Raw genomic sequence first — 26031 nt, forward strand, 5'->3', positions numbered from 1 at the left:
AACTCTTGCCTTCTCCGCCCGTGGTCTCCAGGTCCGCCATCCACAAACTTCACTGATAATGGCTCGCTGGCGGAGAGAGTGGGACTCGCCCCCGACGGGTGTCGAAGATCCCTTGTCTACAAGTTTATCCTTCGATTTCAGGGGTTCTTGAACGGCCGGTGCTACACCGAGGTGCTCCACCATGCCGTCGATCAAGATGCCCAAGCCGATCAAGCGCCCGACCAGCGATTTCTACTGGATGCGGAAGAAGGTGCCGGAAAAGCTCCGCGCCCTCGTCGGCAAAACCGAGGTATGGGCCAGTCTCGGCACCAAGGACGAGCGACAGGCCAACATAAAGATCGGCGCGCTCAACGCCGCGATCGAAGCCGACTGGGCTCGCCTGCGCGCCCAGGGAGCGGGCCCGCCGGCCCCGGCCAAGACCTTCGTCCCGGAGCCGTTCAAGCTGACCCATCTGGACCTGCACGCCCTGCGCGGGGAGGAGCATAGGCGGGTCCGAAACCGGTGGATGCCGGAGCCGCCGACCGGCTTCAACAAGCTGAGGATGACCCTGGGCGACGACGAGTCACTCGAGCTTGACGCCATCGAAATCCTCGAAGCTGGAGGGTACGAGACCTCGCCAGCCAACGTCGAGCGTCTCGTGCCCCTCCTGATCCGGGCCAGACGGGAGGCCGCCGCCGACGTCGAGCATGCCAGGATCGGTGAGTTCGATGAACTCGCGAATCTTGACAATTTTCCGAAGCGCACCACTCCCGCGCTCGACTTCCTCGCGGCGTTCGAAGAGTACGCAAAGAAGGGGGGGCTAAAGGGCGGAGCCGAGGGACGTACCGCGACCCGTTGGCGAAAGAAGGTGAAGGAATTCTGCGATTTCACGGGGCTTCGGGACCTAAAGCAAATCAAGACGTCTCATGGTTACGATTGGGTCGACGAATTGATCGCGAACAAGGTCCCGCGGGACAGTATCCGCAAGGTCTTCATCGCGGCGCTTTCCGCCACCGCCGGCTTCATGGTCGAACGCCGCAAGCTCGATCAGAATCCTTTCCTCGGCATGCGCGTCCGCGACGAGGATGCCTCGGAGAACGCCGAAAAAGAAAAGGAACAGAAGGAGCCGCCGCGGAAGGGCTTCACACGGGAGGAAGCTAGAAAGATCCTGACGGCCACTCTCGTCGCGCCGAGCGATTTCATCTCGGTCGAGATGGCCGCGGCCCGCCGCTGGCTGCCGTGGCTGTGCGCCTACAGCGGCGCGCGGGTCAACGAACTCACCAGTCTGCATCCGGACGACATCCAGCCTCGGGGCTACGGCATCTGGTGCATGATGATCAAGCCGTACCGGGAGAAGACAGCGCAGTGGCGCCCCGTGCCGATCCATTCGCATGTCATCGACCAACAGTTCGGACAGAGATTCTTGGATTACGTCGAAGAACGACGCAAGCTGAACAAGCCCTTGTTCTACGACCCCGAACGTCATCGCGGCGGTACAGCGCGGCACCCGCAATTCCACAAGGTCGCCGAACGGATCGGGCAGTGGGTGCACAGCTTGGGCATTCCGTACGACGTCAAGCCGAACCACGGCTGGCGTCATGTGTTCAAGAGCATGGCACGGCACGTGGAGATGGACCGCGAAGTGGAAGGCTTCATCACCGGCTATCGGCCGAAAGACGCCAACTCGGGAAACGACTACGGCGACCACTGGATGCTGACCATGTCCAAGGAGATCGAGAAGTATCCGCGTTACGAGCTCGCCGCCTTCGATGGGCCGCCTGCTCCTCACAAGCGGCGTCGGCGCACCAATTTCGACGTCGCGGTCGCGAAGGTCGCAAAGGAGAAGCGCAAGGCAGCACGCGCATCGCGGGCTCGAATTGCCGGATAGTATCAAGCCGAGAGCGGGTGGAAGAGAAAGTGGGACTCTCTTCCTCAAAGCGCCGTATGCGCGAAAACCGCCGAAAAACAAGGATTCCTAAATAGCCCGGCCGCGATCTGTGACCACCGCTGTGTACCACCTGTTCGGTCGATTCGGCGCTGAATGTCGAGCCATTTCGGGGCGATTGAAGCAACGAAGGATTCACCGTTCCATGCGCGCTCCGAACCGCTGCTCAGCGCAAGTTTTCGGAAGACTTTCCTGCGGGAGGAAGCGGTAGAGAGGGCTGCTGTTCGCCTTCGGTCCGCCATTCCGCCGGCCTAAGATCGGAGAGGTTGATCTTCTTAAGCGAAGATGACGGCCCGTCGTGCATGACGACGGGTAGCCATCCGCGCTCGGCGAGGCCAAGAAGTCGTTGATACCAGCCGGCGTAGGTGTAGCTCCACCCCTTGCCTTCTCCGGCCAGCCGGACGAAGCGACCGACGAACTTGTCGGCGAGCGATCTCGCGTCGTCGCGCTCCGCATCCGTCCAACCGAAATAGCGTGCTTCCTCTCCGGAGGTGTAGCGGGCACTCGAACTGTCGCGCTGCGTCTCGCTGAAACCGAAATCGCGCAAGTAGGCGCCGTGGTCGCGATAGAACAGGGTGTCCGGGCCGATCCAGCAGCGCCAGTGATTGCCGCTCGGCGACATGAACGGCATCACTCTCAGCTTCTGGTATCCGCGCCGGTGGAGTTCGCCGACCATAGCCAGGAGGCGGACGGCCCTTCGAACGTGGGGCTCGGGGTGCTGCGGCATGTGGATCGCTCCCTATCGCGTGCTCATCCTCCCCATCGCGGACGCTTGGCGGAGGCCTCATGGACGGCCCTTCGCGCTTCGGCGCGAAGCCGGCGCTCCTTCTGCGCGGCGCGCCAGGCTTTCGTCAGGCCGGGACCCGGTTCGCCCTTTTCTCGATATCCGCGATAATGGCTGTAGCTGCGGGCGCCGAACGTGTGTTTGCTGAACATGGATTCTCCGCTGGAAGCCGTGATCTCGGACGATGTCCGACGACCGGGAGCGCGACGAGCGAGCTACCTTTCGTGCTTCCAGTTATACCAAGGCTCCGATAATATCGGAAACACTTAACTTCCGAGGGATTTGGCGTGAGCAGAGGCCCAGGTCATGTCGAACGCAAGATCGTCGATCTGTTCAAACGGAAGAAGCGCAACAACATTCTCTCCACGTACGACGTCTGCTGCGAAGTGTTCGGAACGCACGAAGTCGAGAAGAAGCATCGGGTATCGGTTCTACGGGCCATGAAACGGATTTCCGAGAGCGGCGAAGTCGACATCTGGCGGATCGTTCTGAGAGGACAGCCGGACGATGTCTGGTTTAATGGCGGCGAACAACCGCCGTTGTCGCCGAAATATCGCAGCATCGTTGGCCCCGCCCGCAATGAGCGACCGAAAAAGCCGCCGAAGCGGGAATCCTAGTGCGCAACACTCCCCCCGGCGCAGACTAGACCTACTGCTCGTTCGCATAGGCGATCGTCTTTAGCGCCTTATTTGCATCTCCCCGCCCCTGATAAACGCCGAGCATGTCGCCTTTGTCGTCGACCGACTTGACGCGGAAGAGAGTCCAACGCTTGTCTTTGCCCTGTACAATGCGAAAGGTTCGACCGTTGCGGCGGCAATAGAAGGCCTCAGATTTGGCGACTGATGTCCAACCGCAATCCGCTCCCGATAGAAAGCGTTGTTCGAGCTTCGTCCGCTCTTCTTCCTTCAGCTTGCGATATCGCTCGTCCTGCTCCCGTCGAAGCCTCTCATCCTCCCGCTCCAGATGCTCCTGAAGCGCTCCGATGATTGCGCGCATCTCGGTACCTTGCGCCTTTTCGGCAAGGTACAGCGCCAGGCAACCATCCTTGAGGTCTTCTTTCGGATAGCTGGTGTGGGGCTCTTCCCAGATTGCACGCAGACGCTGCTCCACGTCCGTCTTGGTCAGTTGCGGACCCGGCAAATTATTGAGGGAGGCGAGCAGGTCCTCCGTCGGAATCCAACATGGAGCAGCAGCCTTAGCCACCTCTTCTCGGTCCGCATCCCATTTGCCCCAGACCGAGCCTGCCCGATCGACGGCGTTGACGATGTCCCGCGCAAGCTTGTGCACGCTGTAGGGGTCGCGCAGATGGCGCAACGAGGGGCTCTTCACATAGTCGAAAAAAAAGCGAGGCCACTGCATACCGGCGGTCGGCGTTCATGCACGGCCTCCCTAGTTCGTGCGGCGTCGGCCCTGAAGCCTACAGGGGCCAACCCTAGCGCGCTTTGGATTTCTTCGGCTTTAGTAGAGACAGCCTCTCCTCGAAAGTCTTCCGACCGCCGACGACGTTCCCGTCCAAATCTACGCAAAAGTAGAAGTCTTTTTTGTAGCTGTAGACGGTCCATTTGTCGGCGTGGTCCACGGAGATCTCATTCTCCGGCAGGCCCACTTTCATCTCGGTTATGCCGCGCTCGCGCAGAATCCGGAATGCCTGGTTCAACGTGAAGGCCATCTGATCACCAATCGCTCGAGATGCCGTCAATCAAGAAACGATCGAGCGAATCGCAATCAATGGTGGCCGACCAGGGCGCCCCAGGCAAGAGTTCGACCCGCCCCCATCCGCGGCCTACTCAACATGCAGATAGATCCATTTCCGGGCGCCGCGGAGGTGCTTTCAGACCCTGCAGGAGAACCGGGTGAAAGCCGTCAACGTCTGCAGGCGCGGCTCGACGTCGCGCAGGTAGATCTCCGCCTTCAGGAACGCGAGTTCGTCGTCGACGGCGGACTCGCCGACGTCGACGTACCAGGACTTGGGCCGGCCGTCAGTGCCGTCACTCCAGCGGTACCCGCGGCGTTTCAGCGAATCCTTCAACTCGAACGGCGACTGCTCGGCCCATACCCGCACCGTTGGCTTGCGGGCGTTCTCCAGTAGCGCGGCGAGTGCCGGCGCGCCGGTCGTCGGCAGCGTGAAGTCTAGGATCTCCAGCAACGCGTGGCAGTCGTCCACGGCCCTGTGGGCCTGGTGGAAATAACCGGCTCCGTGCAGCAGATAGGCGAGTTGGGTGCCCGCGAAGCCGTGTTTGCGCCAGTCGACCTCACTCATGCTGCAGCCCCAGGCCTTGTGCTCAAGCACAGGCCAATACCGTTCGGCGAATTTTCTATCGAAGCCGCTGTTGTGCGCTATGATGATGACTGCGTCGTCTACGAAGGCCGCGATGGCCGCATCGTCGAATCTGTGACCAGCCACCATCTCGTCGGTGATGCCCGTGAGTGCCGTCACTTCCGCGGAGATCGGCGCGCTCGGCTCGTTGAAGGCGGAGAAGGTGTTGCGGACGCCGACGATCCTGCCATCGAGCGTATAGTCGAACTTGACCATCCCGAGCTCGATGATCTCGTCCTTCGCGTGATCGAGGCCGGTCGTCTCGGTGTCCAGCAAAATGCCGACCCTGGTCTCCAGTCCGCCGGGGGGCGCGGACAGGGGCCGCGGTACCAGTCGCCGCAGCACCCGGTAGTCCGGTGAGCCGGCGAGTGCCTCGGCCAAGGCGGCCATGTCCGTCATGTCCTGAAACATCTCTGCTCGAAACGCGCTGCGGGCTCCGGACGTGCCGGGTGCCGCACCATACCGACCGCGCCAGCCACGAGGTACCGGAAAGACGAGCAATTCACGGCGTTTTCGGCGCGTATCGGCGCAATTGGGCTTGTACCGGCCGCCTTCGCAGGGCGGCCCGGTGCCATCGACGTCGCTGCGGCCGCGATTTCGGTAAATGATCCACGTCTCAGCCGGAGCCAAGAACACGACATCACGCCGACGGGCGCAGGTCGTCCGCAACGTTGCAATTTTTCGTCGTCGGACCAGACTGGCGGCGCTTCGTGGTATTTCAAGGAGCGACCAAATGATTGACGAACGTACTGCGCCTTATGCGGCTTTACTGCTTCGCGTGACGATTGCCGGTCTGTTCATCGCCGCCCTGTACGGCAAATTCGTTCTCAAGCCGATCGGCCTATGGTGGAATGGTCTTCTCAAAGCAGGCTACCCCGAGTGGGTGCTGGCCTACACCCTCAGTGCGGAATTCGCCTCTGCCATCCTGCTGCTGCTGGGCCTCTACACCAGATGGGTCAGTCTCTACACCCTGCCGATGATGCTTGGAGCCACTCACTTCTGGATGGTGAGGAAGAGCTTCTGGTTCGTGGAAGGCGGATGGGAAATGCCGTTCGTATGGGCGATCATGCTGCTGACACAGGCGCTGCTTGGCGACGGCGCCTTTGCGCTGAAGACGCTCCGGCTTCCCTGGGAACGTCGGCTTCAGAGGTCGACAGCCTGACGTTCTGTCGAGCCTTGTTGACCTAGGCGTCAGGCCTCGCCGGCTCCGGAGAAGATCGAGGCCGGCGGCGTCGTGCGGGGCATCGGCAGGGGCCGCTCGGCCGCTCTTGCCGGCCGCACCACGCTACCGCCCTTCACGTCGTACTGCTCGGCCAGCTTCTGCAAACGCCTTCTGGTGAAAGGATCGGCCTTCTCGGCCAGGTCGCGCACGCGCTGCGCCAGACCCCTGTAGAACTCCTGCTGCTCCATGACGCACCCCCGCAACATCACTCGCCCGAGTTGAGTAGCCCGTGGCCGGAGAGTCAAGATGCGGGACCGTCGCCGGACAGAAATAGACCCGAAACCAATGGGGCCCGAGGCGCGTTCACGCAGGTTTTCGTCGGACATCATCGCGGCGGCTTCAGTTCGCCGGCGAGCCAGCCGACCGCGTCCGTCTTCATCGGATCCACCACAAAGGAGACCGTTTCGGTGCGCTCGCAGGTCGAGCATTCGAAGGTGCGCTCCTCGAATCCCGGTTGGCCGGGAGAGATGCGCGCCAACGCCATCGGGTGCTTGCACACCGGGCACATCGGCCGCTCGTTGATCGAGGCAGTCATCCCTGAAATCCCCGCAGCGGATCATACGCCGCCGGCAGCCGGAGTCTTCAATTTTCATGATGTCCCCGACGTGAGGAACGAGCCCGCTCGACCCGGGTTGATTCCTCAGGTCCGCACGCAAATGCGTGGCCTGCGTGGCTCCGCCCCAAGCCCCCCAAAAGCCCCCAAAGGCGGGGCTACGCCCGTTCGATCCGCGCCGAAGCGTTTCCGCCGATGTCGCCGCCCGGCCTGCTCAGCCGAGCGCCGCCTGACCGGCATCGGTGAGCCGGTATTCGATCTCTCCCGATTGGCGCGGCTCGCTCTCGACCAGGCCGAGTTCGATGATCCGCGCGACGATCTCATGGTCGAACGTCGGCGGGCTGATCCAGGGGCCGCCCAGAAGGCTGCTCAGGGAATCGCGCTCCAGCGCCGTGAGCTCCACGCTCGAACTCCGCTTGCGGCCTTCGGAAAGCATGATCCGGCAAACGGAAATCGGCCCCGACCTCCGATGGGAGGACCGGGGCCGATTGTTCACTACGTCCGTTTCCCGGGGCTGTGAGATCGCAACCCGCGATGCCGGCTTTCGTTCCGGCGGAGCCGCTCTCCGGAGCCGACTCCCTGCTCGCGGTCGCTCGACGCAGCGCTTCGAGAAGCGGCGCCCCGGAGTGCCTAGGAGTCCGGGGCCCCGCAACCGTAACAGCACCTGAGCGCGCTCATGCCACTCGGTACGAATGCGACTCTACGTCCGTGCCGGCGGTTCGCTTTGACCCACCTCAAGATCGCGCGCGATGCGCTGCGGGATGCGCACGCAGGGCCTCGCGCTCCCAGCAGGGATCGTCCACCTTCGCCCGCATGCCGGACAGCAGCATCTCGGCTGAGGCCGTCAGGATTCCCGCGCGCTGCAGCATCCGGAGCTCACGCTCCTGAGCGCGCATCTGGCCGCGCACGCGCTCGATCTCGCTGCGAACCCAGTCGAGTTTTCGAGGGGACGGCTCGTTTGTGCTCGGTCAATCTCGGAGAGGGGCGGTCAGCTGTCGACTGACACCACCACCTGCACTTCGCAGCCGCGGGGCATAGGGGCCCTGGTCATGCTTCCGTTCATCTGCCCTGTCAGCAGGTTGATGAGGCGGGTCCCCAAGCCGCTCTTCGCTTCGTCGGGGCAGCCGATTCCGTCGTCCCGCACGGTGATCATGACCTTACCGTCCATTCCTCTGATGTTCACTTCCACCGTGCCGGTTCGTCCTTCCGGAAAGGCGTGCTTGAACGCGTTCGTCACCAGTTCGTTGACGATCAGCCCGATGGATCCCGCCTGAGAGCTCTTCACGGAGATCGAGTCGCAATGCACCCGTATTGCGATCGGACGCACTCCGCGATGAAAGTCCGCCAGGCTCCCGCACAGTCGCTCCACGTAGGGTGCGAGATCGACGAGGTCGCTGTCGGCCACGCGCAACCTGTCGTGCACCTTCGCGACCACCTCCACCCGCGCCACCGCGGAGGCGATCGCGGCCTGCACCGCGGGATTGGAATCCGAGCGCGCCTGCAGACGAAGGAGCGAGATGATGGTCGCGAGGTCGTTCCTGGTCCGATGCGCGAGCTCCTGCAGGAGGACATCGCCGTCCGACTTGGCTTGCGAAAGCTTGACCAGGGTCTCCCGCAAGGTCTCGGTGACCGCGGCAATTACCAGGCCCGTTATCAGGAAGACTGTCAGTGGGACTATCGCCAAGGTCGGCGGCGAAGGCAGGAAATAGGCCGCGGCGATGACCGCGCTCGCCACGGTGGCCAGCACGCCCGACCCGTGGTCGAAGATCACCGATGCAAGGAATACGGCCGGGACAAACAGCAGCAAAGGATGGGAGTCCAGCGCATCAAAGAGCAGGAGCTTTGCGGTGGACGTAATTCCGACCAGGCCGAGCGTCAGAAGGTATCGCACCCACACCGGGTATCGGGGCGTAACGACGATCAGGCGGAGCAGCAGTCCTTCCATCTGCGCTAACGCCGGGGTTCCAGCGCATGTTCCTTGAATCACCTCGCTGCGGACCTGGTCCTCATGAACCTGCCATCACGAGGCGCAGGTTTCACAGCGCGCTCAGATCGTCCGGCACCTCACCGAATTTCCGGATCAATGTGGCGTCGCTGAAGTCGCCGCTCGATGGGTCTCCTGTCCGCGAGAACGCGACGGCACCGGCATGCCCCGGCTTCCGGGACAGCGCTTCGGCCCGCATCACCGCGGCGTTGGCGCTCATGCATTCCGCCGGCTCGCCGGCGGCTACGCCGTCGTCGGAGAAAACGAACGGCAGAGCGACGTAATAGGTCACCTCAGACATCTGCTTCATCCTTGCGTTCGCGGGCCCCTGGAAGCCGCCCGCGGGCATAGCCGGTGGACACCTTCCTCCGGAGGTCGTCGAGCTGGGCCTCGAGAAAGTCGTTCGCGACGATCAGGGCCTTCACGGCCTCCCTGGCGTCCCCGCCGCAGGCTGCGATGGCCTGGTCGGCGGCGAACTCCAAGTCGCCCACGGTGGGCGCGGCGGGGTCGGGTGCAGCGGGCATGGCGCATGTTCTTCATTTGTTCCGCGGGAGTCAATGGCCTCGTGGAGGATTCCGAGCGCGCCCTCCAGGCCAGCGGGTGAATCTTCGCCAGGCGTGCCCCGCCTGTCGGAACTGCCACCTGCCGTTCGTCTTGAATCCGAGCCGCCTCGTTTGTCGGAGTACCGCGTACATGGCCCCGCGCGCCAACTGGAAAGGCTTCCTGCGTCTGTCCTTGGTGACCTGTCCGGTCGCGCTCTATCCGGCGACCTCGGAGTCCGAGAAGATCAGCTTCAACCAGCTCAACCGGCAGACCGGCCACCGCATCAAGTACCTGAAGGTCGACGCCGACACCGGCGACGAGGTGCCCAACGAGGACATCGTCAAGGGCTACCAGCTTGAGAAGGACCAGTTCATCGAGGTCACCAAGGAGGAGCTGGAGGAGATCGCGCTGGAATCCACGCGCACCATCGAGATCGACGAGTTCGTCGACAAGGCCGACATCGACCCGCGCTACCTGATCCGCCCGTACTACCTCACGCCGGATGGCAAGGTCGGTCACGACGCCTTTGCGGTGATCCGCGAGACCATCCGTGAGATGAACAAGGTCGCGATCGGCCGGGTCGTGCTGACCAACCGCGAGCACATCATCGCGCTCGAGCCCATGGACAAGGGCCTTGTCGGCACGCTGCTGCGCTATCCCTACGAAGTGCGCAGCGAGCAGGAATACTTCGACGAGATCCAGGACGTGAAGGTCACGAAGGACATGCTCGACCTCGCCAAGCACATCGTCAACCAGAAGGCTGGTCGCTTCGACCCCGAGAAATTTGAAGACCACTATGAGACCGCGCTGATCGAGCTCATCAACCAGAAGCGGGCCGGCAAGCCGATCACGCCGAAGGAGAAGCCTGCCGCGAGAAACGTGGTCGACCTCATGGAGGCGCTGCGCCGGAGCGTCGGCCAGGAAGCCGCGCCGGCGAAAGCCGGCAAGCCCGCCAAGAAGCCGAAGAAGGCCGCCGCCGGGCAGAAGGAGATGTTGCTGCCGATCGCAGGGAAGAAACCAAAGGAAACGGCCGCCAAGAAGCCGGGGGCAAAGGCGCAGCGGAAGTCGGCTTAGGGCGTGCAAAGGCGTCGATGTCGGGTTTCTGAGGTTAAGAAATCTGCGCCTGACCGGAGCATTGCTGGTTTTGGTCTCGAGCCGATAAGTCTGCGGCAGTCGTTAGCAAGAGGTCTTCCGATGACCGTCACCCTCAACCACACCATCGTCCCTGCGCGCGACAAGGAGGCAGCGGCGCAATTTTTCGCGCGCATTTTCGGCCTCCATGCAGATACGAAAGGCGGCCATTTCGCGCCGGTACGTATCAACGACACGCTCACGCTCCTTTTCGATGACGACGAGGAGTTCGAGAGCCATCACTACGCCTTCCACGTCAGTGATGCCGAGTTCGATGCCATCTTCGGCCGCATTCGCGAGGCGAAGCTCGCCTATGGCAGCGCACCCTGGAGCCTCGAGGACGGCAAGCTCAATGACTGGAACGGCGGGCGCGGCGTCTATTTTCGCGACCCTGACGGCCATGTGCTCGAACTCATGACGGTACCTCAGTGAGCTTCAGCCCGCCCGCTTGATCAGGCGAGGCTACCCGCAAGTCTCATAGGCCGGACCATTGTCGCTCTTGACCCGCGGAGACGTTGGGCACGGCGCGGCCAGCATCCGCATCCAGTCTTTCGGGCGCATGAAAACATGATAGTGTCCGCAAGAGCCTAGGGCGTCCAAGAAAGACTCATCTGAGCACGTTTGATCCTGCTTCCGAGCTGACAGGGAGGGAGTTATGACAGACCAGGTTCAATGGCAGCTTTCCGGCGATTATTTCGAGAATTGCAGTTGCAGCGTCGTCTGTCCGTGCCTGGTGTCGAAGGCGGCCCCTTTGACTTCGAGGCCAACAGAAGGCGTGTGCAACGTGCCGGTCGTCTTCCACATCGAAAGCGGCAAGTATGGCAGCGTCGCGCTCGACGGCCTCAATGTTGCCCTCGCGATCCAGACGCCGGGACCGATGGCAGAAGGCAACTGGTCGGTGGCCGCCTATATTGATGAACGTGCCGACGACAAGCAGACCGAAGCCCTCGGTGCGATCTTCACTGGCGCTGCCGGAGGACCGATGGCGGCGTTTGCGCCGCTGATCGGCAAAAATCTCGGAGTGAAGAAGGTCCCGATCACATACCGCGTGGAGGGCAAGACGCGATCCGCGGAGATTCCGGGTATCCTGCAGATGTCGGTCGATCCGCTGCCGACCGCGCATCCGAGCGGCGAGATGTGGGCAAACACTGGTCATCCGATTAGCCCCGATAAACTGGCGCTCGCCATGGGAGCATCGGGGAATAGCTTCACCGATCATGGCATGCGGTGGGACAATTCCGGCAAGAACGGCCACTACGCGCCGATCCGGTGGACAAGTTAGTCGTGATGCCGTGACGCAGCCCCTCGGCGGCGACGAACACATTCACAACAAATGACCGACAGCGCATTGGAAGCGGTATTGCGGCGAGATCGCCTGCTCGTTGCCGGTGCGCTCGGCGCGACCGCCGCGTTGGCCTGGGGCTACGTGCTTTGGCTCGCGGCCGACATGGATATGGGCGGCATGGACATGACCGGGTTCCGCATGATTCCGGCGGGGCTGGGATTCATGGCACCCGTGAGCGCGCCCTGGGGAGTGATCGAGTTCGCATTCGTGTTTGTCATGTGGGCCGTCATGATGATCGGCATGATGGCGCCGTCGGCAGCACCCATGATCCTCATGTACGCGCGCGTGGGCCGACAGGGAAACGTTGATGGCAAGCCACTCGCGGCGACGGGTTGGTTTGCCGTCGGCTATTTCCTGGCCTGGATGGGTTTTTCGATGGCGGCCACTTTGGTCCAATGGATGATCGAACGGGCGGCCTTGCTCGATTCCCGGATGGCAAGCGCGAGCAATGTGCTTGGAGGCATCGTGCTGATTGCGGCGGGCGTCTACCAATGGAGCCCGCTGAAGGACGTATGTCTCGCCCGATGCCAGAGCCCGATCGGTTACCTGATGCGCTATGGCGGCTTTCGCCGCGATTTGCCGGGCTGCCTGCTCTTGGGCCTTCGACACGGTGCATATTGCATCGGCTGCTGCTGGGCTCTGATGGCGCTATTGTTCGTGGGCGGGGTCATGAACGTACTCTGGATCGCTTTGCTGGCGCTGCTTGTTCTTCTGGAAAAGCTGGTCCCGTTCGGACGGTGGATCGCGCGTGCCGTCGGCGTTGCTTGCGTCGCCGCAGGAGCCGGGATGTTATTCTTCAGGTAAGCGGCTCCTGTTTGTGGTTAAGCGACTAAAATCGCAGTGCTGACGCAGCGAAGTTTCGCGATGTCACTATAAGGGCCGCAGGGCCGATGGAGGTGCGAGATGTCGCGCACGCTCATCATCTTCGGACTTGTGCTGGTCGCCGCCGGGCTGCTTTGGCCTGTCCTTGGCAAGTTCGGGCTTGGCCGGTTACCTGGCGATATTTACGTCGAACGGCCGAATTTTACCTTCTACGTTCCGCTGACGACCTCGCTCATCATCTCCGTGGTGCTAAGCGTGATCGTGTGGCTGGCGAACCGATAGGGCGCGTCCTCAATCGGGCGGGCACTCCGGACAGGTATCGCCGATCGAGTCCAGCACATCGCCGATCTCCGCAGCCGCTTCCTCCGAAGATACGCCGGCCGGCGGATGCCGGCGGGCGATGTCGAAGGCCCGCTCTCGCGCATGCGGGTCTGCGCGGTCCTGCATCCAGCCGTGCTCCTCGCACTCGCGGAGGGCGCCGGCCTCCTGCAATACCGAGATCGCCCAGCCGCGGAGCGTCCGGATCGCCGGCTGCCTTTCCTTGAACATCAGCATCGAGGTTGCTCCTGCCGGGACGAATCCTTCGCCCGCCTGCTCGTTCCGGGGGGTTAGCACGGGTCAGGGATTCGCAATCGGCAGGGCTGGGCTTGTCCACGTGTTCCGCAGCTCTAGAGCCCTGCGGGGATTATCGGGTCGTCGGGATCATGTGGGCCGGGAACGTGGCCTGAGGGAACGACCTGGGATGCGCCGAGGACGTGTTTCAATTGGTCATCAAAGAAGATGTGCGCGCCCAGCGCCTTCAGTATCGGCGCCTTGGAGCGGACACCGACGAAATGTGCTTCGTCAGCCGGCGTTCCCCAGTCCCGCAGCGTGTGCACAACACGGGCGTGGGCCGGCGCGTTGCGTGCCGTCACGATCGCAATTCGAACCCTGCTGACACCCTTATCGTCCATGAAGATCTGCCGCAGGATCGAGAGCTTCCTCAGGAATTTGCCGAATGGACCGCCGGACATCGGTGTTTTGGCGTTCTCTCGTTCGTGTTTCAGGAACGCTTGCAACCCGTGAATCTTGAAGACTTCGTCGGATTCGGCGCTGAACACGACGGCGTCCCCGTCGAAGGCGATACGGACCTCGTCGCCAGGATCCTCTTGGCGAGCGTCGGGGGCCGTGCCGAGTTTCGCAGCAGCGGCGCCGGCATCTATTGCCGCCCTCACGTCGGTGATCTCATTGGAGAGAAAGAGATCCAATTCCCACGCGGAGATGAACGGGCCGAGCGACCGGCCGCTGGTGAAGCTGCCGGCCTTTATCCCGAGCCCGTACCTGTCGATGGAATTGAACGCCCGAAGGGAGAGGTCGGGTGAATTCCGGGACAGGAGGAAGACCTCAACGTACGGCTTCTGGTCCGGTTCGTTCAGTCGCAGAAGTCTCTCTACGACTTCGAAGCCCGGCCCTTTCGCGATGAGGGTGTCCTCTCGCTCGAGCTGCAATGCCGAGTAAGCCTCCACTCCATCGTTCTGGAAAACGGCGTGCTCCTCCTCGAGATTGAAGAGGGCACGGGTCGAAATGCCTATTCGCAGCGGCTGAGATCTGAGGGTTTCGCGTATGTCGGTCATGAGGACTCGTCTAGCCGACCTTATCTTCCTTTGCACCCCGGGCGACGATCAGGAGCGTCCCGTCCGGCAGCGGCCGCTGCAGCTTCAGGGCCTCCTCCGGTGGCGCCGTCATCCAGGTCTCGACCTCTTCGGGAGTCGTCAGGATCACCGGCATCGCCTTCGGATGGATGGCGCCGACCTCGGCGTTCGGCTCCGTGGTCAGAAATGCGTAGAGATCGTTCGTGGTCTCGCCTTCCTTGACCTTCCGGACCGACGACCAGTTTGTCCAGATGCCGGCGAAGCATGCGAGCGGGCGGGTCTCGTCGAGCGCGAACCAGATGTCGCCGCCTTCGGCCTTGTTGAATTCGCTGAAGCTGTTGAACGGCACTACGCAGCGGTTCTCGACGCCCAGCCACCGCGCCCAATGCTTGGACTTCACGTTCCGGATGTTGGTGGTGCCGCCGTCTGGCTCCATCCGGAGCAATTCCTTGAAGTCGACGGTCTTGCCCTTGGCTTGCAGCTTCTCGGCCCGCTTCTTCGTCGCGTCCATCAACGCTTTGGACGACGACGGCATGCCCCAGCGCGCGGTCGCGAGCTCGCGGCCCTCGGCGCCCGCCCGGACGATCGGCGCCCTATAGTCCGGAAATACGCCGGGCATCGGCGCGAGGTTGCCGACGTACCGGTTGACGACGCGGAACAGCGCGCTGATGGCAGCCTGTGGAGCACTCGATTTCGAGCCACGCGTAGCTCCCGTTCAGCGCCTGGTCGATCGTCGGCGACGGGTCGATCGGCTTGCCATCGCTCCAAATCCGCTCGTTCCAGGATTCGCACAGGAGCTTGTCGGCCTGGCGGATCAAGGCCTCGCCCTTGGCCCTGGCCTCGGCGGATTGCGCGGCCAGGATCGAAGTCATGGCGTGAGCGCGACCGAGCTCTTTCGAGGGCTTTGCGGTCGCCCCCAGAGAGCGGCATAGGGTGGTGTTTCGGCGCCATCGCCGCGCCTACTCGAATAGCGGCCAGCAGCCGTCTTCCTCATGGCGGCCGGTTCTCTCCGAGCACGTGTTCTCAAGCAGGCGCTGGCCGACGTTCCGCCAGGCCGCGTCCGGACCGTAGAAACGGACGGCGTCGACTTTCTGAATCTCGACGGTCCGACCGCAGCGCCGGCACCCCACCCTCAGTAGGTGACTAGGAATTTGGTCCAGCCGCAGCGAGCGCTCGGGCGGGCGGCCTCGCAAATTGGCCCCGTCGGCGCGAGGGTCGTCTAGGAGCGCCTGCCAGTATTCGACAGGAAGGTCGTCTGCCGGTCCTACCGCGGGCGCTGGCGGGCGTTTTTGGTCGACCCTGAGGTCGGATGCAAGTTTTTGGATTTGCTTCATGGTGGGAAAGCGCCAGCTGGCAGGGCGGTCGGTCATGAGGTTTTAGAACATAACATGAACATATGGGTCGAGTCGCATCTCACGGATGCGACGGGGCGCGGCCCGGCCAACGGCGGAAATCGGCTCGGGCGGCTAGTTCCCGGCACACCGGCGTTGCATCAGGAAGCCGAGACCCATTTGCTTCAACCGGGAACTCATGAACACGGGCATCATCTCGGAGTTGGTGGTCGTGAGACGGTGGGTATCTGAACGACCACTTCTGCGGGTCATTCCGGTGGTGGACCAACGCGACCCCGACGCCGTTGCTGTCCTTCACTAGGAACAAAGGCGGGGCGGAAAGCGGCGGGCCATCCAGCAGAACAAGGCTGTGAATAATTGGGGATAGGGGAACTTATTGCCGGAACATAAGCGGAACCGGGTATAATCCTGGCGGTGGTACTGAGTCGCGTCCCGCAACCAGCGATAGGAGATTGAATGTTGAGACCGAAGGCCCGCACCCCGCGGCGCCACTGGGAAACATTGAGCGACGACCAGCTCCTCGATACGGAGCTAATGACTGATGACCCCGAAAGCCTACCCTACCTCGTCTATGAACTTCCGGCCGGCGACGAGGAGCCATACGTCGAGTACAAGTACGATCTCAGGAAATCAGAAAGGGAGATGTTTTCCTGCGTACACGGCCACCATCAGCACCTTGCCGGCTTCGTAATGCGCAAGGGCGAGTCTCGCTTCTTGGTCGGCTGGATTTGCGCCAAGACGATCTATGGCGAAGACTTCGAGAAGTACACCGCCGACTTCGACGCGGCGGTCAGTAGACAGGAAGCGCTCAGGCGCGTTCTTGAGATCAAGGTCGCAATCCACCCTTTCGTCGAGTACCTGAATGCGATCTCGAGTTCGGAAGTATTCCGACATTTCAACAGAGTCCGCGGTCAGCTAGAGACCCAGATGCCCTGGGTTTTCGATACGCTGCCTGCCGCCGCTTCGATGGATCGACACATCATCGGCGCGTCATTGCCGAAGAGATTGTGTGCTCCAAGTCTGGATGTGCGCCAAGAGTTCAGTCGATTGATGGCGGATTTCGCGGCCGCGCAGATCACGCTTGCCGGAGAACCCGAGAAGGCTGCAAAGCTCATTGGCGCCATCCGGAGCAAGATGGAAGGCTTGGCCAAGCGGACTGAAGCAATCCTCGACACGCTCCGCGAAGTAGAGGACTTTTTCCAGCCTGCTGCGTTGGCTGCCATTTGCAAGCTGGCAAATGAGCACGATAACGCGAAGCGAAGAAAGTACGAGGCGGGGTTGCTCTCGCTGTCGTGTAAGAGAGAGCGTGAGAAGACGACGATCACTATGCCGAAAGGTTTTGAGCTGCCATCGCGAAGGCCGCTTGAGGCGTTCCGGTCGGCTCTTGCCGGCGTGAAGGTCTAACAACAAAAAGGGCTCTGGAGTTTCCAGGGTCCTTTCCGTTTAGAATCACCGCACGAGTAGTAGCGCAAACGAAACCAGTTCCGGGGCACTCGAGGCCGAAGCGATAGTGGACGTGGCTTTGTCCGCACCGTCAAATTGTGCGCGCAACTTCTCGATCGACTTGATCCGCGGCGACGTGTTCTTCTGGGGTGAGATCATGGCGGGTGCCTTGATCGCCGCGATCCCGGTGGCCATCGCTTACAATCTCTTTCTCGATCGGTTTATCGCCGGTATCACCGGAGGAGCCGTCAAGTAAGCTGACTTCGTACGCCTGATCGACGGCCCTGAGATCACTCGTTTTGAGGATGAATGTTTGGGCCTGCGCGTGGGCAAGATTCTTCGGAAATCGGAATGCCTGCAGATTTGCACCAACGCGTCGGCCGCTTAGTAAACCGCAACAGACGGCAAGAGAACTTGCACGCCGGGGTCGACTTTGCGAAGTTGGGTCAGGTCTGCCGGAGATCCGCTCATCGCGGTAGAGCGCATCAGATTTGCTCGACCTGAGCTGTCGCACCTTGACCCGCAGTTGCCTCCCTTTAACGGCTAACATTTCTGGCAGTACGCAGCCACAAGCTGAATTTTCGAAGACATCTCGCCGCAAAGGCGACAGAAACAAGAAGCTCGTGGGCTTGGGCAGCGTGCTTACGCCTCAACCTCCAACGATCACGAAGGCGTCTCGTCGCGGCTTTCCTGGATCAAAGGATGCAGCTTGGCCTCCCTTACGCGGATGCCGACGCCCCGCTCGGTGTTGTGCTCGTCCATCAGAAACTCGACGCCCATCTCCTGCAGACAATCGACGAGTGCTTTGAGAGTACGGTCGTGGGGAATGCGGCCGCCATTCTCGATGTGCGCGATCGTTCGCTTCGCCACCTTGGAGGCGAGCGCAAGTTCAGCCTGAGAGATCTCCAGCCAAACGCGTGCAGACGCAATTTGCCTTCCGTTAACCATTATTGTACGTTCCTGGTGCACCTGTGCGCCAGTGATGCTACGGTCCTATCAACGCAACGAACGAGGACCTTGATGACCTTCCCCGACGCCGACGGCCAGCCGCAACCGATCACTCCTGCGCAGGCCATTTCCGCCGACGACACGCCCATCACCGCCATCTGCTCCGAGGCTCCTGCCGAATCTGCCGCCGATCGCGCATCGGCGTACGGACGCTACATCAGCAGCGCCGCCTGGCAAACCAGCCCGGCCCGCTTGGCCGAGCTCGAGGCGTCCGGACACCGATGCCGGCTGTGCTTCGCCTCGCGCCGGGAGGCGAGGCTGGAGGTGCACCACCGCACCTACCGGAACTTCCGCTGCGAAGTCGCCGAGGACCTGACGACCCTCTGCCATCCCTGCCACCTCGGCGTCACCGGCATGGAGCGCTTCCGCAAGTACGCGCGGTCGCCCTTCAAGCCGCCGCCGCCCACGCCGGCCCCGCCGCCGCCTCCCGCCCTCTTCGACTACCGCTCGCCCCTGGAGATCGCCTAATGAGCATCGAGCACATTTCCCTCCGCCTCATCGGCATCGGCCCCATGCTGATGCGCAATTCGCGCCTGGGCGATCCTCTCGACCCCTTGGCCAAGCAGATCGAGGCCGTGACCGGCAAAAGCGAGAGGACCGAGGCCGATCATCTGCGGGTGGCGGAGCTGGAATTCCACGGTTCGCTGTATCTGCACAACGGCGCGCCGTGCCTCCCGGCGAACATGATCAAGAGCGTCTGCGTGGACGGCGCCAAGCCGACGAAGATGGGCAACACCACCAAGGCCGCCTTCCGCGCGGACGGCCCGGCCCTCCTGCACTACGACGGTCCCAAGACCGCGCCGGAGTTGTGGAAGGATGAGCGGTTCCGGTACCGCACGACCGTCCGAATCCGTAGGACCGGCTCGCTCACCGTCAGGACCCGGCCCAAGTTCGACGGCTGGAGCGCCGTCATCCACGGCACCTTCCTGACCTCGCTGCTTGACCGCGAAGACATCGTCGCATTCTACCGCGTGGCCGGCTTGTACGGCCTCGGCGACTACACCCCCGAGTTCGGCCGCTTCCAGGTCGAAGAAATGGTCAAATAGCTCCCCGTGCCGGGGCGTGGCCCGGCGAGGCATGGCATGGCCCGCCGTGGATCTTCAGGAGAAAGATCCGCGCAACATCATCAATCGCAAACCTCACGCGCAGCATAAGCTGCGCGACCGATGGAGGCTGACCTGAAATTCTACGACGACAACGAACACGGCGATCCCCGCCGGCGCCGAGGCTTAGCCTGGCCGCCCGCGCTGAGCTACTGGCGGTCCGTCCCCGCCGAACTGTTCGACGACAACGCAAAGGCCGAGGTGAAGGCGTTCCTGCGCGGTGCGACCACCACGATCCCGGAGTGGCGCCGCGCGATCGCTGGCGACACCGCGGCCGCGATCGCCATGGTGATCGACTGCAAGTCGCCCGACACCATCGGCATCAAAGTCGACTTCGCCATGACGGCTCTGCTGGCCTGCGCCTTCGACGACCCCACCGCGGCCCTCGTGCTCTCCCACAAGCTCCGACAGATGCCCATCTCGCCCCGGCTGCGCAAACGGCTCGCGACCTCGTGGCTGGTGGTGAACATGCTGTCGTCCCTCAAGCGGTCCGCGCCGCCGCGCGAGGGGCATGACACCTGAGCGTCAAAGGCTTGCGACCAGCCTCCCACTTCGCGTCGTCGGTGACCTGGATGCCGCTGGCGTCGGGTTGCAGGTCGTTGGACATCGCCGGCGAACAACACCGACTCAAACCTCAACTGAACCCAAAGGTGATGACCTGACGATGTCTCCTACCCTGCCGAAGATCGCCGCGGAGTCGGACGGCGTCGCCGCCTCCGACGACACGACGCCGTCCAAGGACGTTGCGGGCATGGGTCCGCTGGAGCTCGAGGTCTATCGGGACGACTGGCGGGACGCCGCGCAATTCAGGCTGCGCGCCACCTTCCTGAAGGCGATGAAACGGCGTGGCACGCCTCCGAAGAATGGGGGCAAGGGCCGAAGGATGGCGCCGTCGACGGCTTCGGACCGGCTGTCGTTCTCGCAACTCAGCCGCCGCCACGCCATCGAGCTGCTCGATAACGACGAAGTGGAGACGCTTCCCGACAGGCCCGCGCCCGGTCCTGCGTACCCGGTGACCGCCGTCAAAGTCGCGGCGCGCCTCCTCCTCGCCCGTCTGTTCGACGGTCGTAAAGACGCGCTCGATCGGCTGAAGCTCGCGGCGCCGGTGGTCGCCATCGACGTCGCCGAGCGCGACCTGCTGCAGGCCGTAATCGGCAACTGGCAGAAGGTCCTCTTTCCGGACGGCGTGCGGGTGATGCATACCGGCAACTTGGGCCGGCGGGAAGATTTCGACATGGTCAGCCTGACCATGACCCAGCCCCGGAAGACCAAGGACACGAGCGAATTCGAGAAGGAGGCACTCTCTGCACTGTGCCTGGGGCTTCCGTTCGTCGCGATAACGCCCGATGCGGAAACGCACCTGCCGGCCGTGCTGCTGAAGTCGGCCCCGATCAGGCTCGTGTTGCCGTCCATCGATGCGCGCATCGTCGCGCTGGCGATCCGGATCGTCACCGGCAAACCTTGTCGCGAACTGCTGGAGGAGGACGCCGCACGCTTGCTTACCGCCACCGATCTCTCGATCGGCATCCGGTTCGACCGGTCGCCGGAGGAATGCCTCGCCCAACTCAAACGCCTCGTCGGCCTGAAGCGGGTGCCGGCGTCCGTCCGGGACATCTCGCTCGACGACCTGCACGGCATGAGCGAGGCGGTGAGCTGGGCAAAATCGGTGATCACGGATCTGAAAATGTGGAAAGCCGGTATGCCCTGGTCGGCGATCGATGCCGGCGCGTGCCTGGAGGGACCGCCCGGCGTCGGCAAGACAACGCTTCCGATGGCCATGCAACGCTCGGCCGCCGAGGAGGGCATCAAGCTCGAGGTGGCGTCTTGTTCGCACAGCCAATTTCAGGGCGCAGGCGAAGGGCACCTTGGTCACTTTTTACGCGAGATGACCAATTTCTTCGCCTCCGCCAGGGCAAAACCCCGGCCCGTTCTCGTCTTCATCGACGAATGCGATTCTTTTGCCGACAGATCCAAACTACGACATTCTCACGCGGACTACGTTACCGCTTGCGTGAATGGGCTGATTTCCGAGCTAGACGGTATATCCAGCGGCCGCGAGGGCGCGACATCGTCTCGCGAGGGCCTGATACTGCTTGGAGCGTCAAACGATCTCAGCAGATGCGACCCCGCGATCCTCCGCTCGGGCCGGCTCAACCGCATCATCAGGATCGGTCTGCCCGACCTGAACGATCTGGAAAAGATGTATCGCTTCAGGCTCGGCGGGCGGCTCGTCCACGACGACCTGCAGGAGATCTGCATGCTCTCGCTCGGCAGCACCGGCGCCGACGTCGAACGCATCGTCAAGGATGCGCTGCGCATCGCGCGCCATGCCTCGCGAGATCTGATGTTGTCGGACCTGCGCGCAGTAGTCTCGCCCGAGGAGGACCGCGATTTCGACACGCAACGGCGGGTCGCGATCCACGAAGCCGGCCACATCCTCATGGACGTGCTCAATTTCGGAGCGCCGGAAAGCGTGTTCGCGAACATCGCGCCCGTGGGCCAGCGCGGCGGCGCCACGGTGCGCACCAAATCACCGCCCTTCGCAGGCACCTACTCTGACTATCGTCTCCGGCTGGAAACGCTGATCGCCGGGCGCACCGCGGAGAGCCTATTGCTTCCGGAGCACTCGCACGGTTCCGGCGGACGCCGGGGATCGGATCTCCACCTCCTGACCACCACCGCCGCCGCGATGGTCGGCTCGCTCGGCCTGGCCGGGCCTGCACCTCTGCTGTTCTTCGGACCGCTCGACGACACCGAGGAGCTCATGAGCTATCCCGAGGTCAGACGGGCGGCGCACGAAGAACTTCAGAAGGCGGCCGAAAGCTGTCTCGCCAAGCTGACCGCGCATCGTCCCGTACTCGAAGAGATTGTGAAGATCCTGCTGCAGGCGCGCCGCATCGATGGGCTCGCCGTTGCCGATCTCCTCGCGAGGTGGAGGATTCGGTCATGAGCCAGCATTTTCCGATCGACATGGGCGACCCCGACCTGGAGGCGATCGCTGCCTTGCTGGAATCCTCGGGCCGGTTTCGGGTTCTGAGGCGGCTGGCGGAGCCCGTCCCCGCTCCGATGCCGGCCGACCTCTTTCGACGGGGGCTATTCATCGACGTGGAGACGACCGGGCTGGACTCAGGCAAGGATACCGTCATCGAGCTCGCGATGGTGCCGTTCGGCTACCGCGCCGACGGCGAGATCGTCTGGGTAGGCCAAGCCTACTCGGGCTTGCGCGATCCCGGTTTTCCCATCCCCGAGGCCGTGTCGCGCCTTACGGGCATTACCGACGACGCCGTGAAGGGCATGTCGATCGACGCCGCCACCGTCGAGGCCGCCGCACGCGAGTGCGCCGTCGTCGTCGCACACAACTGTGCTTTCGACCGAGCCTTCTGCGAGCGACTTTGGCCCGTCTTCAGAGACAAGCCCTGGGCCTGCTCGCTCAAGGAGATCGACTGGTCCGCCGAGGGGTTCGAGGGAGCGAAGCTAGGGCAGATCGCCGCCGGCTTCGGGTTCTACTTCGATTCGCACAGGGCCGCGGACGACTGCTACGCCGGCGTCGAGATCCTCCGACAGAAGCTACCGCGGAGCGGCTCGACGGCGTTTGCGACGCTGCTCGCCTCGGCGCGGAGGACGACCGCACGCATATCGGCCGGCGACACCCCGTTCGCCGCACGGGAAGTTCTTAAGCAACGAGGGTACAGATGGCATCCCGGCTCGTCCGATAGATCGAAATGCTGGTTCGTCGAGCTTGGCGAAGAAGACGTCGTGGCGGAGATCGCCTTCCTTCGGGAGCGCGTCTACAGAAAACCGAATCCCGATATCTCGGTAGTCAGGTTGACCGCCTTCGAGCGCTACTCGGATAGGTGAAGCTTAGCCTCCAACGGGGGTAGGTCTGAGCACCGCATCCCCAACGTCCTCGCTTTCAATCGAATTGCAACTTGATCGACTACGACCGGATTCGTTGAGCGTTAACTATCTAAGTTGTTGAATCAGTCGATATCCATTGGGGCGCCAACCACAACGCCCCCCCTTGCGGTCGCCGTTCTGCGCGAGAGCAGGCCATCCCACCCACCGACACACGCCTAGATATAATGCTGAACGTGGGTGAGCCGTCGGATAAGCTGCATCGGGGCCGGGTCCTCCTTCTCGCAATGGCATCGGAGCCTCAATTCGCCACTGACACTGTGAGCAGATTCGGCCTCCTGTGTCAGCGCCCCGCCAAAATTCCCGACAAAAACGAGGACGCTTCTATGGATTCCAAGGGTAAACCAGAAAGACGGCACGGCTTGATCGCCGCCATTGTCAATCGTCGGCGAGAAGGTTCGCCAGGAAGGACGCCGTCATTTCGTCGACATCGCCGACGTTGGCGTCGGCGGCGATGTCCCGCTCCGTAGCAGCGGTCCTGGCGGCGACCGGCGCCGCCGGCTTGGCGCGGTCGGTCCACTGCGTCGCCTTGGCGCTCATGACGTCGGCGCGGTCGATCTCGACCCGATCCGGCACGGGCGCCGCCTTCGGCGGCGGCGGGGCCGCCTCGTCGTCCTGGAACAGCACCGCTTTCTGGATGTCGGCATCCACCGCCTCCACCCCCGGCTCCGCGCCCTCCTCGGCGTCGAAGTTCAGCGCCTCCAGGAAGCGCAGCGTGGCGTCGTTGTTCTGCAGCTTCTCGGCCATCTTGACGGTGTCGCGGCCGTCGACCGTGACGCCGTGGTCGATCTTCCGCATCGTCGAGGGCGCGTCCGAGCGCTGGGCGGCGAGCCGCTCCGGATCGGTCGGCAGCTCGGGCACGCCGAAATTGGCGAACGCGGCCTCGTCGAAGTCGGGCTCGGTCTCGAAGCCGAGATCGTCCTCGTCGATCGAGGGCGGCGGCGGATCGTCGGTGATCGGGCGGCGCAGGTCCGCCGGCACCGGCTTGCCCGGCAGCGTGCCCGGCCTGGTCGTGCCCCGGCTCGCCGGCGCGGTGAACGCCGCCATCGGGTCGGAAGCCGGCACGTCGCCTCTGGCGGCCGCATCCCGCGACCGCTCGAGGTCGGCGATCGCCGCGGCCCTGGCCGAGGCCGCATCCCGCGGCGGCACGATGCCCGGAACGTCGCTCGGCACCCGCGCCTTGCCGCTCCGCGCCGTGCCCGGCAGCTCCGGCAGGCCTTCCATCTTGCGCACGTCGCGGGCGAAGATGTTGGCGTCGTTGGCTTGCGCGGTCGTGATCGCGGCCATCGCCGCGCAGGCCGCGGTCAGGTAGTCGCCGCCGGGGCCGGTCTTCTTGTTGGCGCGCCCGTAGGCGATCGCGGCGCAGGCGATCTCGTCGCGCTGCTTGGTCGGGTCCTTCTTGTTGGCGACCGCCTTCTCGATCTCGCCGCGCGCGTCGCGCGCCCGCTGCTCGACGATCTGGGCGAAGCGCGGATCGGCCAGCTTCTCGGCGATAAGCGGAAGCGTCTCTTCCTTCTTGACGTCGGCCGGGTTCGGCCGCTGCACCGGGATGAAATGGTTGACCCGCAATTGAAGCTTGGGCAGGTCCTTGCCGTACTGGCCTTCCGGGAAGGCGTGGAAGGTCTTCACCTTGAAATACTGGTCGTGCCAGGTGACGTAGGCCTCGCCGACCCCGAGCGCGCGCAGGTCGAGGGTCGAGATGCGGTCGACCATCTCGAGCCGCGCCTCCATGTTGTCCGCGTAGGCGGTGTTGAACTCGCCAGCGCGGCCCGAGAAGCCGCCGACCTGCGCCTTCATGCCCTTGCCGCCCGAATCCTGGGCGAGCTTGGCGGTCTGCTCCAGTTCCTCCACCCGCATGAAGATCTTCGTCGTGGTGTTGGCGATGATGGATTTGGCTTCCTTGTCGTTTTCGCGTAGCATCGCCGGAATGTCCTGGGTCGCAAAGACCAGCGAAAAACCCAGAGAACGGCCTTGGGCGGCCATGATGGCCATACCGGTCACGCAATAATAACCGACTTCTTAGAAGTGTACTTTGAAGGTGGGCAGCGTTGAGTATGGTCAGTTCACTACCGCTCCGTGAACGATATCCGCCGCATTGAGACGATTTCCGCGACCGGCACTGAGATCCTTCCCCGGCTAGGCGTCTCGATCAGCACCGTTTCGGAGTCGGCCGCGGACAGCATTCCGATCACGGCGTCGCCGCCGTCGCGCGACATGACGACGTCGTCGCCGTAGCGGCATTCGCGGGCAGAGCCGTCGATGTAGATAGTCTCACCACGGCGATATCGCGGCTCGAGTTCATCGTCCATGACGATGAATGGCTCGCAAGCAGTGATCCGGTCGGCGAGACTCTCCCGATCAGCAAACTTGGCGACCTTTGCCCTCCGCGACCGCTTTCGATCACCGCCGACGTCACTGTTCGCGAACGCATTACCTTCATCTCTACGGCAGGCTTCCTCGTAGTTAATGAGTGTTAATTCGTCTCCAGGCCAAGCGCCCATTCTTATCCCACGCCCCGTCATGAGGTGAGCGAGGTCAATATTGAACTTGCGACAAAGGGCGACGATTTGATCAGCGCGCAGTTCGGCGGCCCCCTCGGAGACTGCCCGAAACAAGATTCCGAATGCGGCGCGATGTCCCAGGTTGATCAATGCTTCGGCAAGTGTGGGGCCAATTAGCTGCCGCGTATCGCGGCGCCGAAGCCGTTTGACCAGCGGACCACTTCCTTGCGGGACCAAGTCAAAGAACGAGCGCGCTCTCTTGTATTCGTGAGGCTTCCATGATCGTCGGCCATCAGACAGACGACTAATGAGGGCATTGTCCAATCCCAAGAACGCCGCAAGCGCGGTACGTGGCAACCCCGTACGTTCGAATTCGAATTCCAGATCGATGCCGGACATATCAAATTTGATCCTTTGTCCTAAGTGAGCATCACGATATTTCGGATATTATTG

Annotated in this window: 33 protein-coding genes and 1 pseudogene; 15 read left to right on the forward strand and 19 right to left on the reverse strand. The window is 62.9% G+C overall.

Annotation, left to right across the window (positions count from 1 at the left end):
- The first annotated feature begins 181 nt into the window (after window positions 1–181).
- Window positions 182–1867, forward strand: coding sequence for a DUF6538 domain-containing protein (locus LRP30_RS40550; RefSeq protein WP_249758401.1), 1686 nt, complete (start codon window positions 182–184; stop codon window positions 1865–1867).
- 223 nt (window positions 1868–2090) lie between these two features.
- On the opposite strand, the gene LRP30_RS40555 is transcribed toward LRP30_RS40550, so the two are convergent.
- Together LRP30_RS40555 and LRP30_RS40560 are read right to left on the reverse strand one after the other, a co-directional pair.
- Window positions 2091–2651, reverse strand: a complete 561-nt coding sequence (locus LRP30_RS40555; RefSeq protein ID WP_249758402.1) for a hypothetical protein — start codon at window positions 2649–2651, stop codon at window positions 2091–2093.
- A gap of 23 nt (window positions 2652–2674) precedes the next feature.
- A complete protein-coding gene (locus LRP30_RS40560; protein WP_249758403.1) occupies window positions 2675–2860 on the reverse strand; it encodes a hypothetical protein in 186 nt (61 codons plus the stop codon).
- Window positions 2861–2995: 135 nt separating this feature from the next.
- Here LRP30_RS40560 and LRP30_RS40565 point away from each other — a divergent pair, with 135 nt between their 5' ends.
- Window positions 2996–3325 carry a hypothetical protein gene (locus LRP30_RS40565; protein ID WP_249758404.1) on the forward strand — a complete coding sequence of 110 codons (330 nt, stop codon included), beginning with the start codon at window positions 2996–2998 and terminating at the stop codon, window positions 3323–3325.
- A gap of 31 nt (window positions 3326–3356) precedes the next feature.
- Here LRP30_RS40565 and LRP30_RS40570 read toward each other — a convergent pair whose 3' ends face one another.
- From LRP30_RS40570 to LRP30_RS40580, 3 genes are all read right to left on the reverse strand, one after another.
- Window positions 3357–4067, reverse strand: coding sequence for a hypothetical protein (locus LRP30_RS40570; protein ID WP_249758405.1), 711 nt, complete (start codon window positions 4065–4067; stop codon window positions 3357–3359).
- A gap of 73 nt (window positions 4068–4140) precedes the next feature.
- On the reverse strand, window positions 4141–4377 hold the full coding sequence (locus tag LRP30_RS40575) for a hypothetical protein (RefSeq protein WP_249758406.1): 237 nt from the start codon (window positions 4375–4377) through the stop codon (window positions 4141–4143).
- A gap of 162 nt (window positions 4378–4539) precedes the next feature.
- Window positions 4540–5436 carry a 3'-5' exonuclease gene (locus LRP30_RS40580; protein ID WP_249758407.1) on the reverse strand — a complete coding sequence of 299 codons (897 nt, stop codon included), beginning with the start codon at window positions 5434–5436 and terminating at the stop codon, window positions 4540–4542.
- 322 nt (window positions 5437–5758) lie between these two features.
- Here LRP30_RS40580 and LRP30_RS40585 point away from each other — a divergent pair, with 322 nt between their 5' ends.
- On the forward strand, window positions 5759–6187 hold the full coding sequence (locus tag LRP30_RS40585; RefSeq protein WP_249758408.1) for a DoxX family protein: 429 nt from the start codon (window positions 5759–5761) through the stop codon (window positions 6185–6187).
- A gap of 29 nt (window positions 6188–6216) precedes the next feature.
- On the opposite strand, the gene LRP30_RS40590 is transcribed toward LRP30_RS40585, so the two are convergent.
- The 7 genes from LRP30_RS40590 to LRP30_RS40620 all read right to left on the reverse strand — a co-directional run bounded on the left by LRP30_RS40590 (window position 6217) and on the right by LRP30_RS40620 (window position 9308).
- Entirely contained in the window at window positions 6217–6435 is a 219-nt protein-coding gene (locus LRP30_RS40590; protein WP_249758409.1) for a hypothetical protein, read from the reverse strand.
- A 137-nt stretch (window positions 6436–6572) separates the two neighbouring features.
- Window positions 6573–6782: a response regulator gene (locus LRP30_RS40595; RefSeq protein WP_249758410.1), complete on the reverse strand. Its 210-nt coding sequence runs from the start codon at window positions 6780–6782 to the stop codon at window positions 6573–6575.
- A gap of 232 nt (window positions 6783–7014) precedes the next feature.
- Complete coding sequence (locus LRP30_RS40600) at window positions 7015–7203, reverse strand: hypothetical protein (RefSeq protein WP_249758411.1); 189 nt, start codon at window positions 7201–7203, stop codon at window positions 7015–7017.
- A 331-nt stretch (window positions 7204–7534) separates the two neighbouring features.
- A complete protein-coding gene (locus LRP30_RS40605; RefSeq protein WP_249758412.1) occupies window positions 7535–7708 on the reverse strand; it encodes a hypothetical protein in 174 nt (57 codons plus the stop codon).
- A gap of 80 nt (window positions 7709–7788) precedes the next feature.
- On the reverse strand, window positions 7789–8745 hold the full coding sequence (locus LRP30_RS40610) for a histidine kinase dimerization/phosphoacceptor domain -containing protein (RefSeq protein WP_249758413.1): 957 nt from the start codon (window positions 8743–8745) through the stop codon (window positions 7789–7791).
- 91 nt (window positions 8746–8836) lie between these two features.
- On the reverse strand, window positions 8837–9085 hold the full coding sequence (locus LRP30_RS40615) for a hypothetical protein (RefSeq protein ID WP_249758414.1): 249 nt from the start codon (window positions 9083–9085) through the stop codon (window positions 8837–8839).
- A complete protein-coding gene (locus tag LRP30_RS40620) occupies window positions 9078–9308 on the reverse strand; it encodes a hypothetical protein (protein WP_249758415.1) in 231 nt (76 codons plus the stop codon). The genes LRP30_RS40615 and LRP30_RS40620 overlap by 8 nt, the downstream gene beginning before the upstream one ends.
- A 169-nt stretch (window positions 9309–9477) precedes the next feature.
- Here LRP30_RS40620 and LRP30_RS40625 point away from each other — a divergent pair, with 169 nt between their 5' ends.
- The 5 genes from LRP30_RS40625 (at window position 9478) to LRP30_RS40645 (ending at window position 12907) form a co-directional block, all read left to right on the forward strand.
- Window positions 9478–10401 carry a Ku protein gene (locus LRP30_RS40625; protein ID WP_249758416.1) on the forward strand — a complete coding sequence of 308 codons (924 nt, stop codon included), beginning with the start codon at window positions 9478–9480 and terminating at the stop codon, window positions 10399–10401.
- Between the two features lie 120 nt (window positions 10402–10521).
- A complete protein-coding gene (locus LRP30_RS40630) occupies window positions 10522–10890 on the forward strand; it encodes a VOC family protein (RefSeq protein ID WP_249758417.1) in 369 nt (122 codons plus the stop codon).
- A 223-nt stretch (window positions 10891–11113) separates the two neighbouring features.
- The gene (locus LRP30_RS40635; protein ID WP_249758418.1) at window positions 11114–11740 is read left to right on the forward strand and encodes a DUF1326 domain-containing protein; all 627 of its coding nucleotides are present in this window, start codon (window positions 11114–11116) and stop codon (window positions 11738–11740) included.
- A gap of 51 nt (window positions 11741–11791) precedes the next feature.
- Window positions 11792–12607 (forward strand): DUF2182 domain-containing protein, encoded by an 816-nt coding sequence (locus LRP30_RS40640; RefSeq protein ID WP_249758419.1) that lies wholly within the window; start codon window positions 11792–11794, stop codon window positions 12605–12607.
- Between the two features lie 99 nt (window positions 12608–12706).
- Window positions 12707–12907, forward strand: coding sequence for a DUF2905 domain-containing protein (locus LRP30_RS40645; RefSeq protein ID WP_249758420.1), 201 nt, complete (start codon window positions 12707–12709; stop codon window positions 12905–12907).
- A gap of 9 nt (window positions 12908–12916) precedes the next feature.
- Here LRP30_RS40645 and LRP30_RS40650 read toward each other — a convergent pair whose 3' ends face one another.
- From LRP30_RS40650 to LRP30_RS40665, 4 genes and pseudogenes are all read right to left on the reverse strand, one after another.
- Complete coding sequence (locus LRP30_RS40650; RefSeq protein WP_249758421.1) at window positions 12917–13180, reverse strand: hypothetical protein; 264 nt, start codon at window positions 13178–13180, stop codon at window positions 12917–12919.
- A gap of 113 nt (window positions 13181–13293) precedes the next feature.
- Window positions 13294–14238 carry a 5'-nucleotidase gene (locus LRP30_RS40655; RefSeq protein ID WP_249758422.1) on the reverse strand — a complete coding sequence of 315 codons (945 nt, stop codon included), beginning with the start codon at window positions 14236–14238 and terminating at the stop codon, window positions 13294–13296.
- A gap of 10 nt (window positions 14239–14248) precedes the next feature.
- A complete protein-coding gene (locus tag LRP30_RS40660; RefSeq protein WP_346016194.1) occupies window positions 14249–14875 on the reverse strand; it encodes an SOS response-associated peptidase family protein in 627 nt (208 codons plus the stop codon).
- A gap of 61 nt (window positions 14876–14936) precedes the next feature.
- Window positions 14937–15207 (reverse strand): annotated as a pseudogene (locus tag LRP30_RS40665) (hypothetical protein); the annotation flags it as partial.
- Window positions 15208–16064: 857 nt separating this feature from the next.
- Between LRP30_RS40665 and LRP30_RS40675 the strand changes: the two are divergent.
- Entirely contained in the window at window positions 16065–17012 is a 948-nt protein-coding gene (locus LRP30_RS40675; protein ID WP_249758424.1) for a hypothetical protein, read from the forward strand.
- Between the two features lie 118 nt (window positions 17013–17130).
- Window positions 17131–17307 (forward strand): hypothetical protein, encoded by a 177-nt coding sequence (locus LRP30_RS40680; RefSeq protein ID WP_249758425.1) that lies wholly within the window; start codon window positions 17131–17133, stop codon window positions 17305–17307.
- 407 nt (window positions 17308–17714) lie between these two features.
- Here LRP30_RS40680 and LRP30_RS40685 read toward each other — a convergent pair whose 3' ends face one another.
- The gene (locus LRP30_RS40685; RefSeq protein ID WP_249758426.1) at window positions 17715–18020 is read right to left on the reverse strand and encodes a helix-turn-helix transcriptional regulator; all 306 of its coding nucleotides are present in this window, start codon (window positions 18018–18020) and stop codon (window positions 17715–17717) included.
- 51 nt (window positions 18021–18071) lie between these two features.
- Here LRP30_RS40685 and LRP30_RS40690 point away from each other — a divergent pair, with 51 nt between their 5' ends.
- The 5 genes from LRP30_RS40690 (at window position 18072) to LRP30_RS40710 (ending at window position 23020) form a co-directional block, all read left to right on the forward strand.
- A complete protein-coding gene (locus tag LRP30_RS40690; protein ID WP_249758427.1) occupies window positions 18072–18527 on the forward strand; it encodes a hypothetical protein in 456 nt (151 codons plus the stop codon).
- Window positions 18527–19105 carry a hypothetical protein gene (locus LRP30_RS40695; protein ID WP_249758428.1) on the forward strand — a complete coding sequence of 193 codons (579 nt, stop codon included), beginning with the start codon at window positions 18527–18529 and terminating at the stop codon, window positions 19103–19105. The genes LRP30_RS40690 and LRP30_RS40695 overlap by 1 nt, the downstream gene beginning before the upstream one ends.
- Before the next feature lie 120 nt (window positions 19106–19225).
- Window positions 19226–19684 (forward strand): hypothetical protein, encoded by a 459-nt coding sequence (locus tag LRP30_RS40700; RefSeq protein ID WP_249758429.1) that lies wholly within the window; start codon window positions 19226–19228, stop codon window positions 19682–19684.
- Window positions 19674–22112: an AAA family ATPase gene (locus LRP30_RS40705; protein ID WP_249758430.1), complete on the forward strand. Its 2439-nt coding sequence runs from the start codon at window positions 19674–19676 to the stop codon at window positions 22110–22112. Before LRP30_RS40700 ends, LRP30_RS40705 begins: the two co-directional genes overlap by 11 nt.
- Window positions 22109–23020 (forward strand): 3'-5' exonuclease, encoded by a 912-nt coding sequence (locus LRP30_RS40710; protein WP_249758431.1) that lies wholly within the window; start codon window positions 22109–22111, stop codon window positions 23018–23020. Before LRP30_RS40705 ends, LRP30_RS40710 begins: the two co-directional genes overlap by 4 nt.
- Before the next feature lie 435 nt (window positions 23021–23455).
- On the opposite strand, the gene LRP30_RS40715 is transcribed toward LRP30_RS40710, so the two are convergent.
- Both LRP30_RS40715 and LRP30_RS40720 read right to left on the reverse strand, forming a co-directional pair.
- A complete protein-coding gene (locus LRP30_RS40715) occupies window positions 23456–25069 on the reverse strand; it encodes a TraM recognition domain-containing protein (RefSeq protein ID WP_249758432.1) in 1614 nt (537 codons plus the stop codon).
- A gap of 74 nt (window positions 25070–25143) precedes the next feature.
- Complete coding sequence (locus tag LRP30_RS40720; protein ID WP_249758433.1) at window positions 25144–25977, reverse strand: hypothetical protein; 834 nt, start codon at window positions 25975–25977, stop codon at window positions 25144–25146.
- Window positions 25978–26031: the final 54 nt, after the last annotated feature.

The organism is Bradyrhizobium sp. C-145, assembly GCF_023375135.1.
In the GTDB taxonomy this organism is placed as follows: Bacteria; Pseudomonadota; Alphaproteobacteria; order Rhizobiales; family Xanthobacteraceae; genus Bradyrhizobium; species Bradyrhizobium zhanjiangense.

Bases quoted from the DNA above. Each gene is read 5' to 3' on its own strand.
- LRP30_RS40710 (WP_249758431.1), top strand. From the start codon at position 22,109: ATGAGCCAGCATTTTCCGATCGACATGGGCGACCCCGACCTGGAGGCG.
- LRP30_RS40585 (WP_249758408.1), top strand. From the start codon at position 5,759: ATGATTGACGAACGTACTGCGCCTTATGCGGCTTTACTGCTTCGCGTG.
- LRP30_RS40610 (WP_249758413.1), bottom strand. From the start codon at position 8,745: ATGGAAGGACTGCTGCTCCGCCTGATCGTCGTTACGCCCCGATACCCG.
- LRP30_RS40635 (WP_249758418.1), top strand. From the start codon at position 11,114: ATGACAGACCAGGTTCAATGGCAGCTTTCCGGCGATTATTTCGAGAAT.
- LRP30_RS40580 (WP_249758407.1), bottom strand. From the start codon at position 5,436: ATGTTTCAGGACATGACGGACATGGCCGCCTTGGCCGAGGCACTCGCC.
- LRP30_RS40645 (WP_249758420.1), top strand. From the start codon at position 12,707: ATGTCGCGCACGCTCATCATCTTCGGACTTGTGCTGGTCGCCGCCGGG.
- LRP30_RS40695 (WP_249758428.1), top strand. From the start codon at position 18,527: ATGAGCATCGAGCACATTTCCCTCCGCCTCATCGGCATCGGCCCCATG.
- LRP30_RS40615 (WP_249758414.1), bottom strand. From the start codon at position 9,085: ATGTCTGAGGTGACCTATTACGTCGCTCTGCCGTTCGTTTTCTCCGAC.
- LRP30_RS40570 (WP_249758405.1), bottom strand. From the start codon at position 4,067: ATGCAGTGGCCTCGCTTTTTTTTCGACTATGTGAAGAGCCCCTCGTTG.
- LRP30_RS40675 (WP_249758424.1), top strand. From the start codon at position 16,065: ATGTTGAGACCGAAGGCCCGCACCCCGCGGCGCCACTGGGAAACATTG.
- LRP30_RS40660 (WP_346016194.1), bottom strand. From the start codon at position 14,875: ATGCCCGGCGTATTTCCGGACTATAGGGCGCCGATCGTCCGGGCGGGC.
- LRP30_RS40550 (WP_249758401.1), top strand. From the start codon at position 182: ATGCCGTCGATCAAGATGCCCAAGCCGATCAAGCGCCCGACCAGCGAT.
- LRP30_RS40590 (WP_249758409.1), bottom strand. From the start codon at position 6,435: ATGGAGCAGCAGGAGTTCTACAGGGGTCTGGCGCAGCGCGTGCGCGAC.
- LRP30_RS40720 (WP_249758433.1), bottom strand. From the start codon at position 25,977: ATGTCCGGCATCGATCTGGAATTCGAATTCGAACGTACGGGGTTGCCA.
- LRP30_RS40620 (WP_249758415.1), bottom strand. From the start codon at position 9,308: ATGCCCGCTGCACCCGACCCCGCCGCGCCCACCGTGGGCGACTTGGAG.
- LRP30_RS40705 (WP_249758430.1), top strand. From the start codon at position 19,674: ATGACACCTGAGCGTCAAAGGCTTGCGACCAGCCTCCCACTTCGCGTC.
- LRP30_RS40715 (WP_249758432.1), bottom strand. From the start codon at position 25,069: ATGGCCATCATGGCCGCCCAAGGCCGTTCTCTGGGTTTTTCGCTGGTC.
- LRP30_RS40595 (WP_249758410.1), bottom strand. From the start codon at position 6,782: ATGACTGCCTCGATCAACGAGCGGCCGATGTGCCCGGTGTGCAAGCAC.
- LRP30_RS40640 (WP_249758419.1), top strand. From the start codon at position 11,792: ATGACCGACAGCGCATTGGAAGCGGTATTGCGGCGAGATCGCCTGCTC.
- LRP30_RS40655 (WP_249758422.1), bottom strand. From the start codon at position 14,238: ATGACCGACATACGCGAAACCCTCAGATCTCAGCCGCTGCGAATAGGC.
- LRP30_RS40690 (WP_249758427.1), top strand. From the start codon at position 18,072: ATGACCTTCCCCGACGCCGACGGCCAGCCGCAACCGATCACTCCTGCG.
- LRP30_RS40555 (WP_249758402.1), bottom strand. From the start codon at position 2,651: ATGCCGCAGCACCCCGAGCCCCACGTTCGAAGGGCCGTCCGCCTCCTG.
- LRP30_RS40575 (WP_249758406.1), bottom strand. From the start codon at position 4,377: ATGGCCTTCACGTTGAACCAGGCATTCCGGATTCTGCGCGAGCGCGGC.
- LRP30_RS40700 (WP_249758429.1), top strand. From the start codon at position 19,226: ATGGAGGCTGACCTGAAATTCTACGACGACAACGAACACGGCGATCCC.
- LRP30_RS40630 (WP_249758417.1), top strand. From the start codon at position 10,522: ATGACCGTCACCCTCAACCACACCATCGTCCCTGCGCGCGACAAGGAG.
- LRP30_RS40650 (WP_249758421.1), bottom strand. From the start codon at position 13,180: ATGCTGATGTTCAAGGAAAGGCAGCCGGCGATCCGGACGCTCCGCGGC.
- LRP30_RS40625 (WP_249758416.1), top strand. From the start codon at position 9,478: ATGGCCCCGCGCGCCAACTGGAAAGGCTTCCTGCGTCTGTCCTTGGTG.
- LRP30_RS40560 (WP_249758403.1), bottom strand. From the start codon at position 2,860: ATGTTCAGCAAACACACGTTCGGCGCCCGCAGCTACAGCCATTATCGC.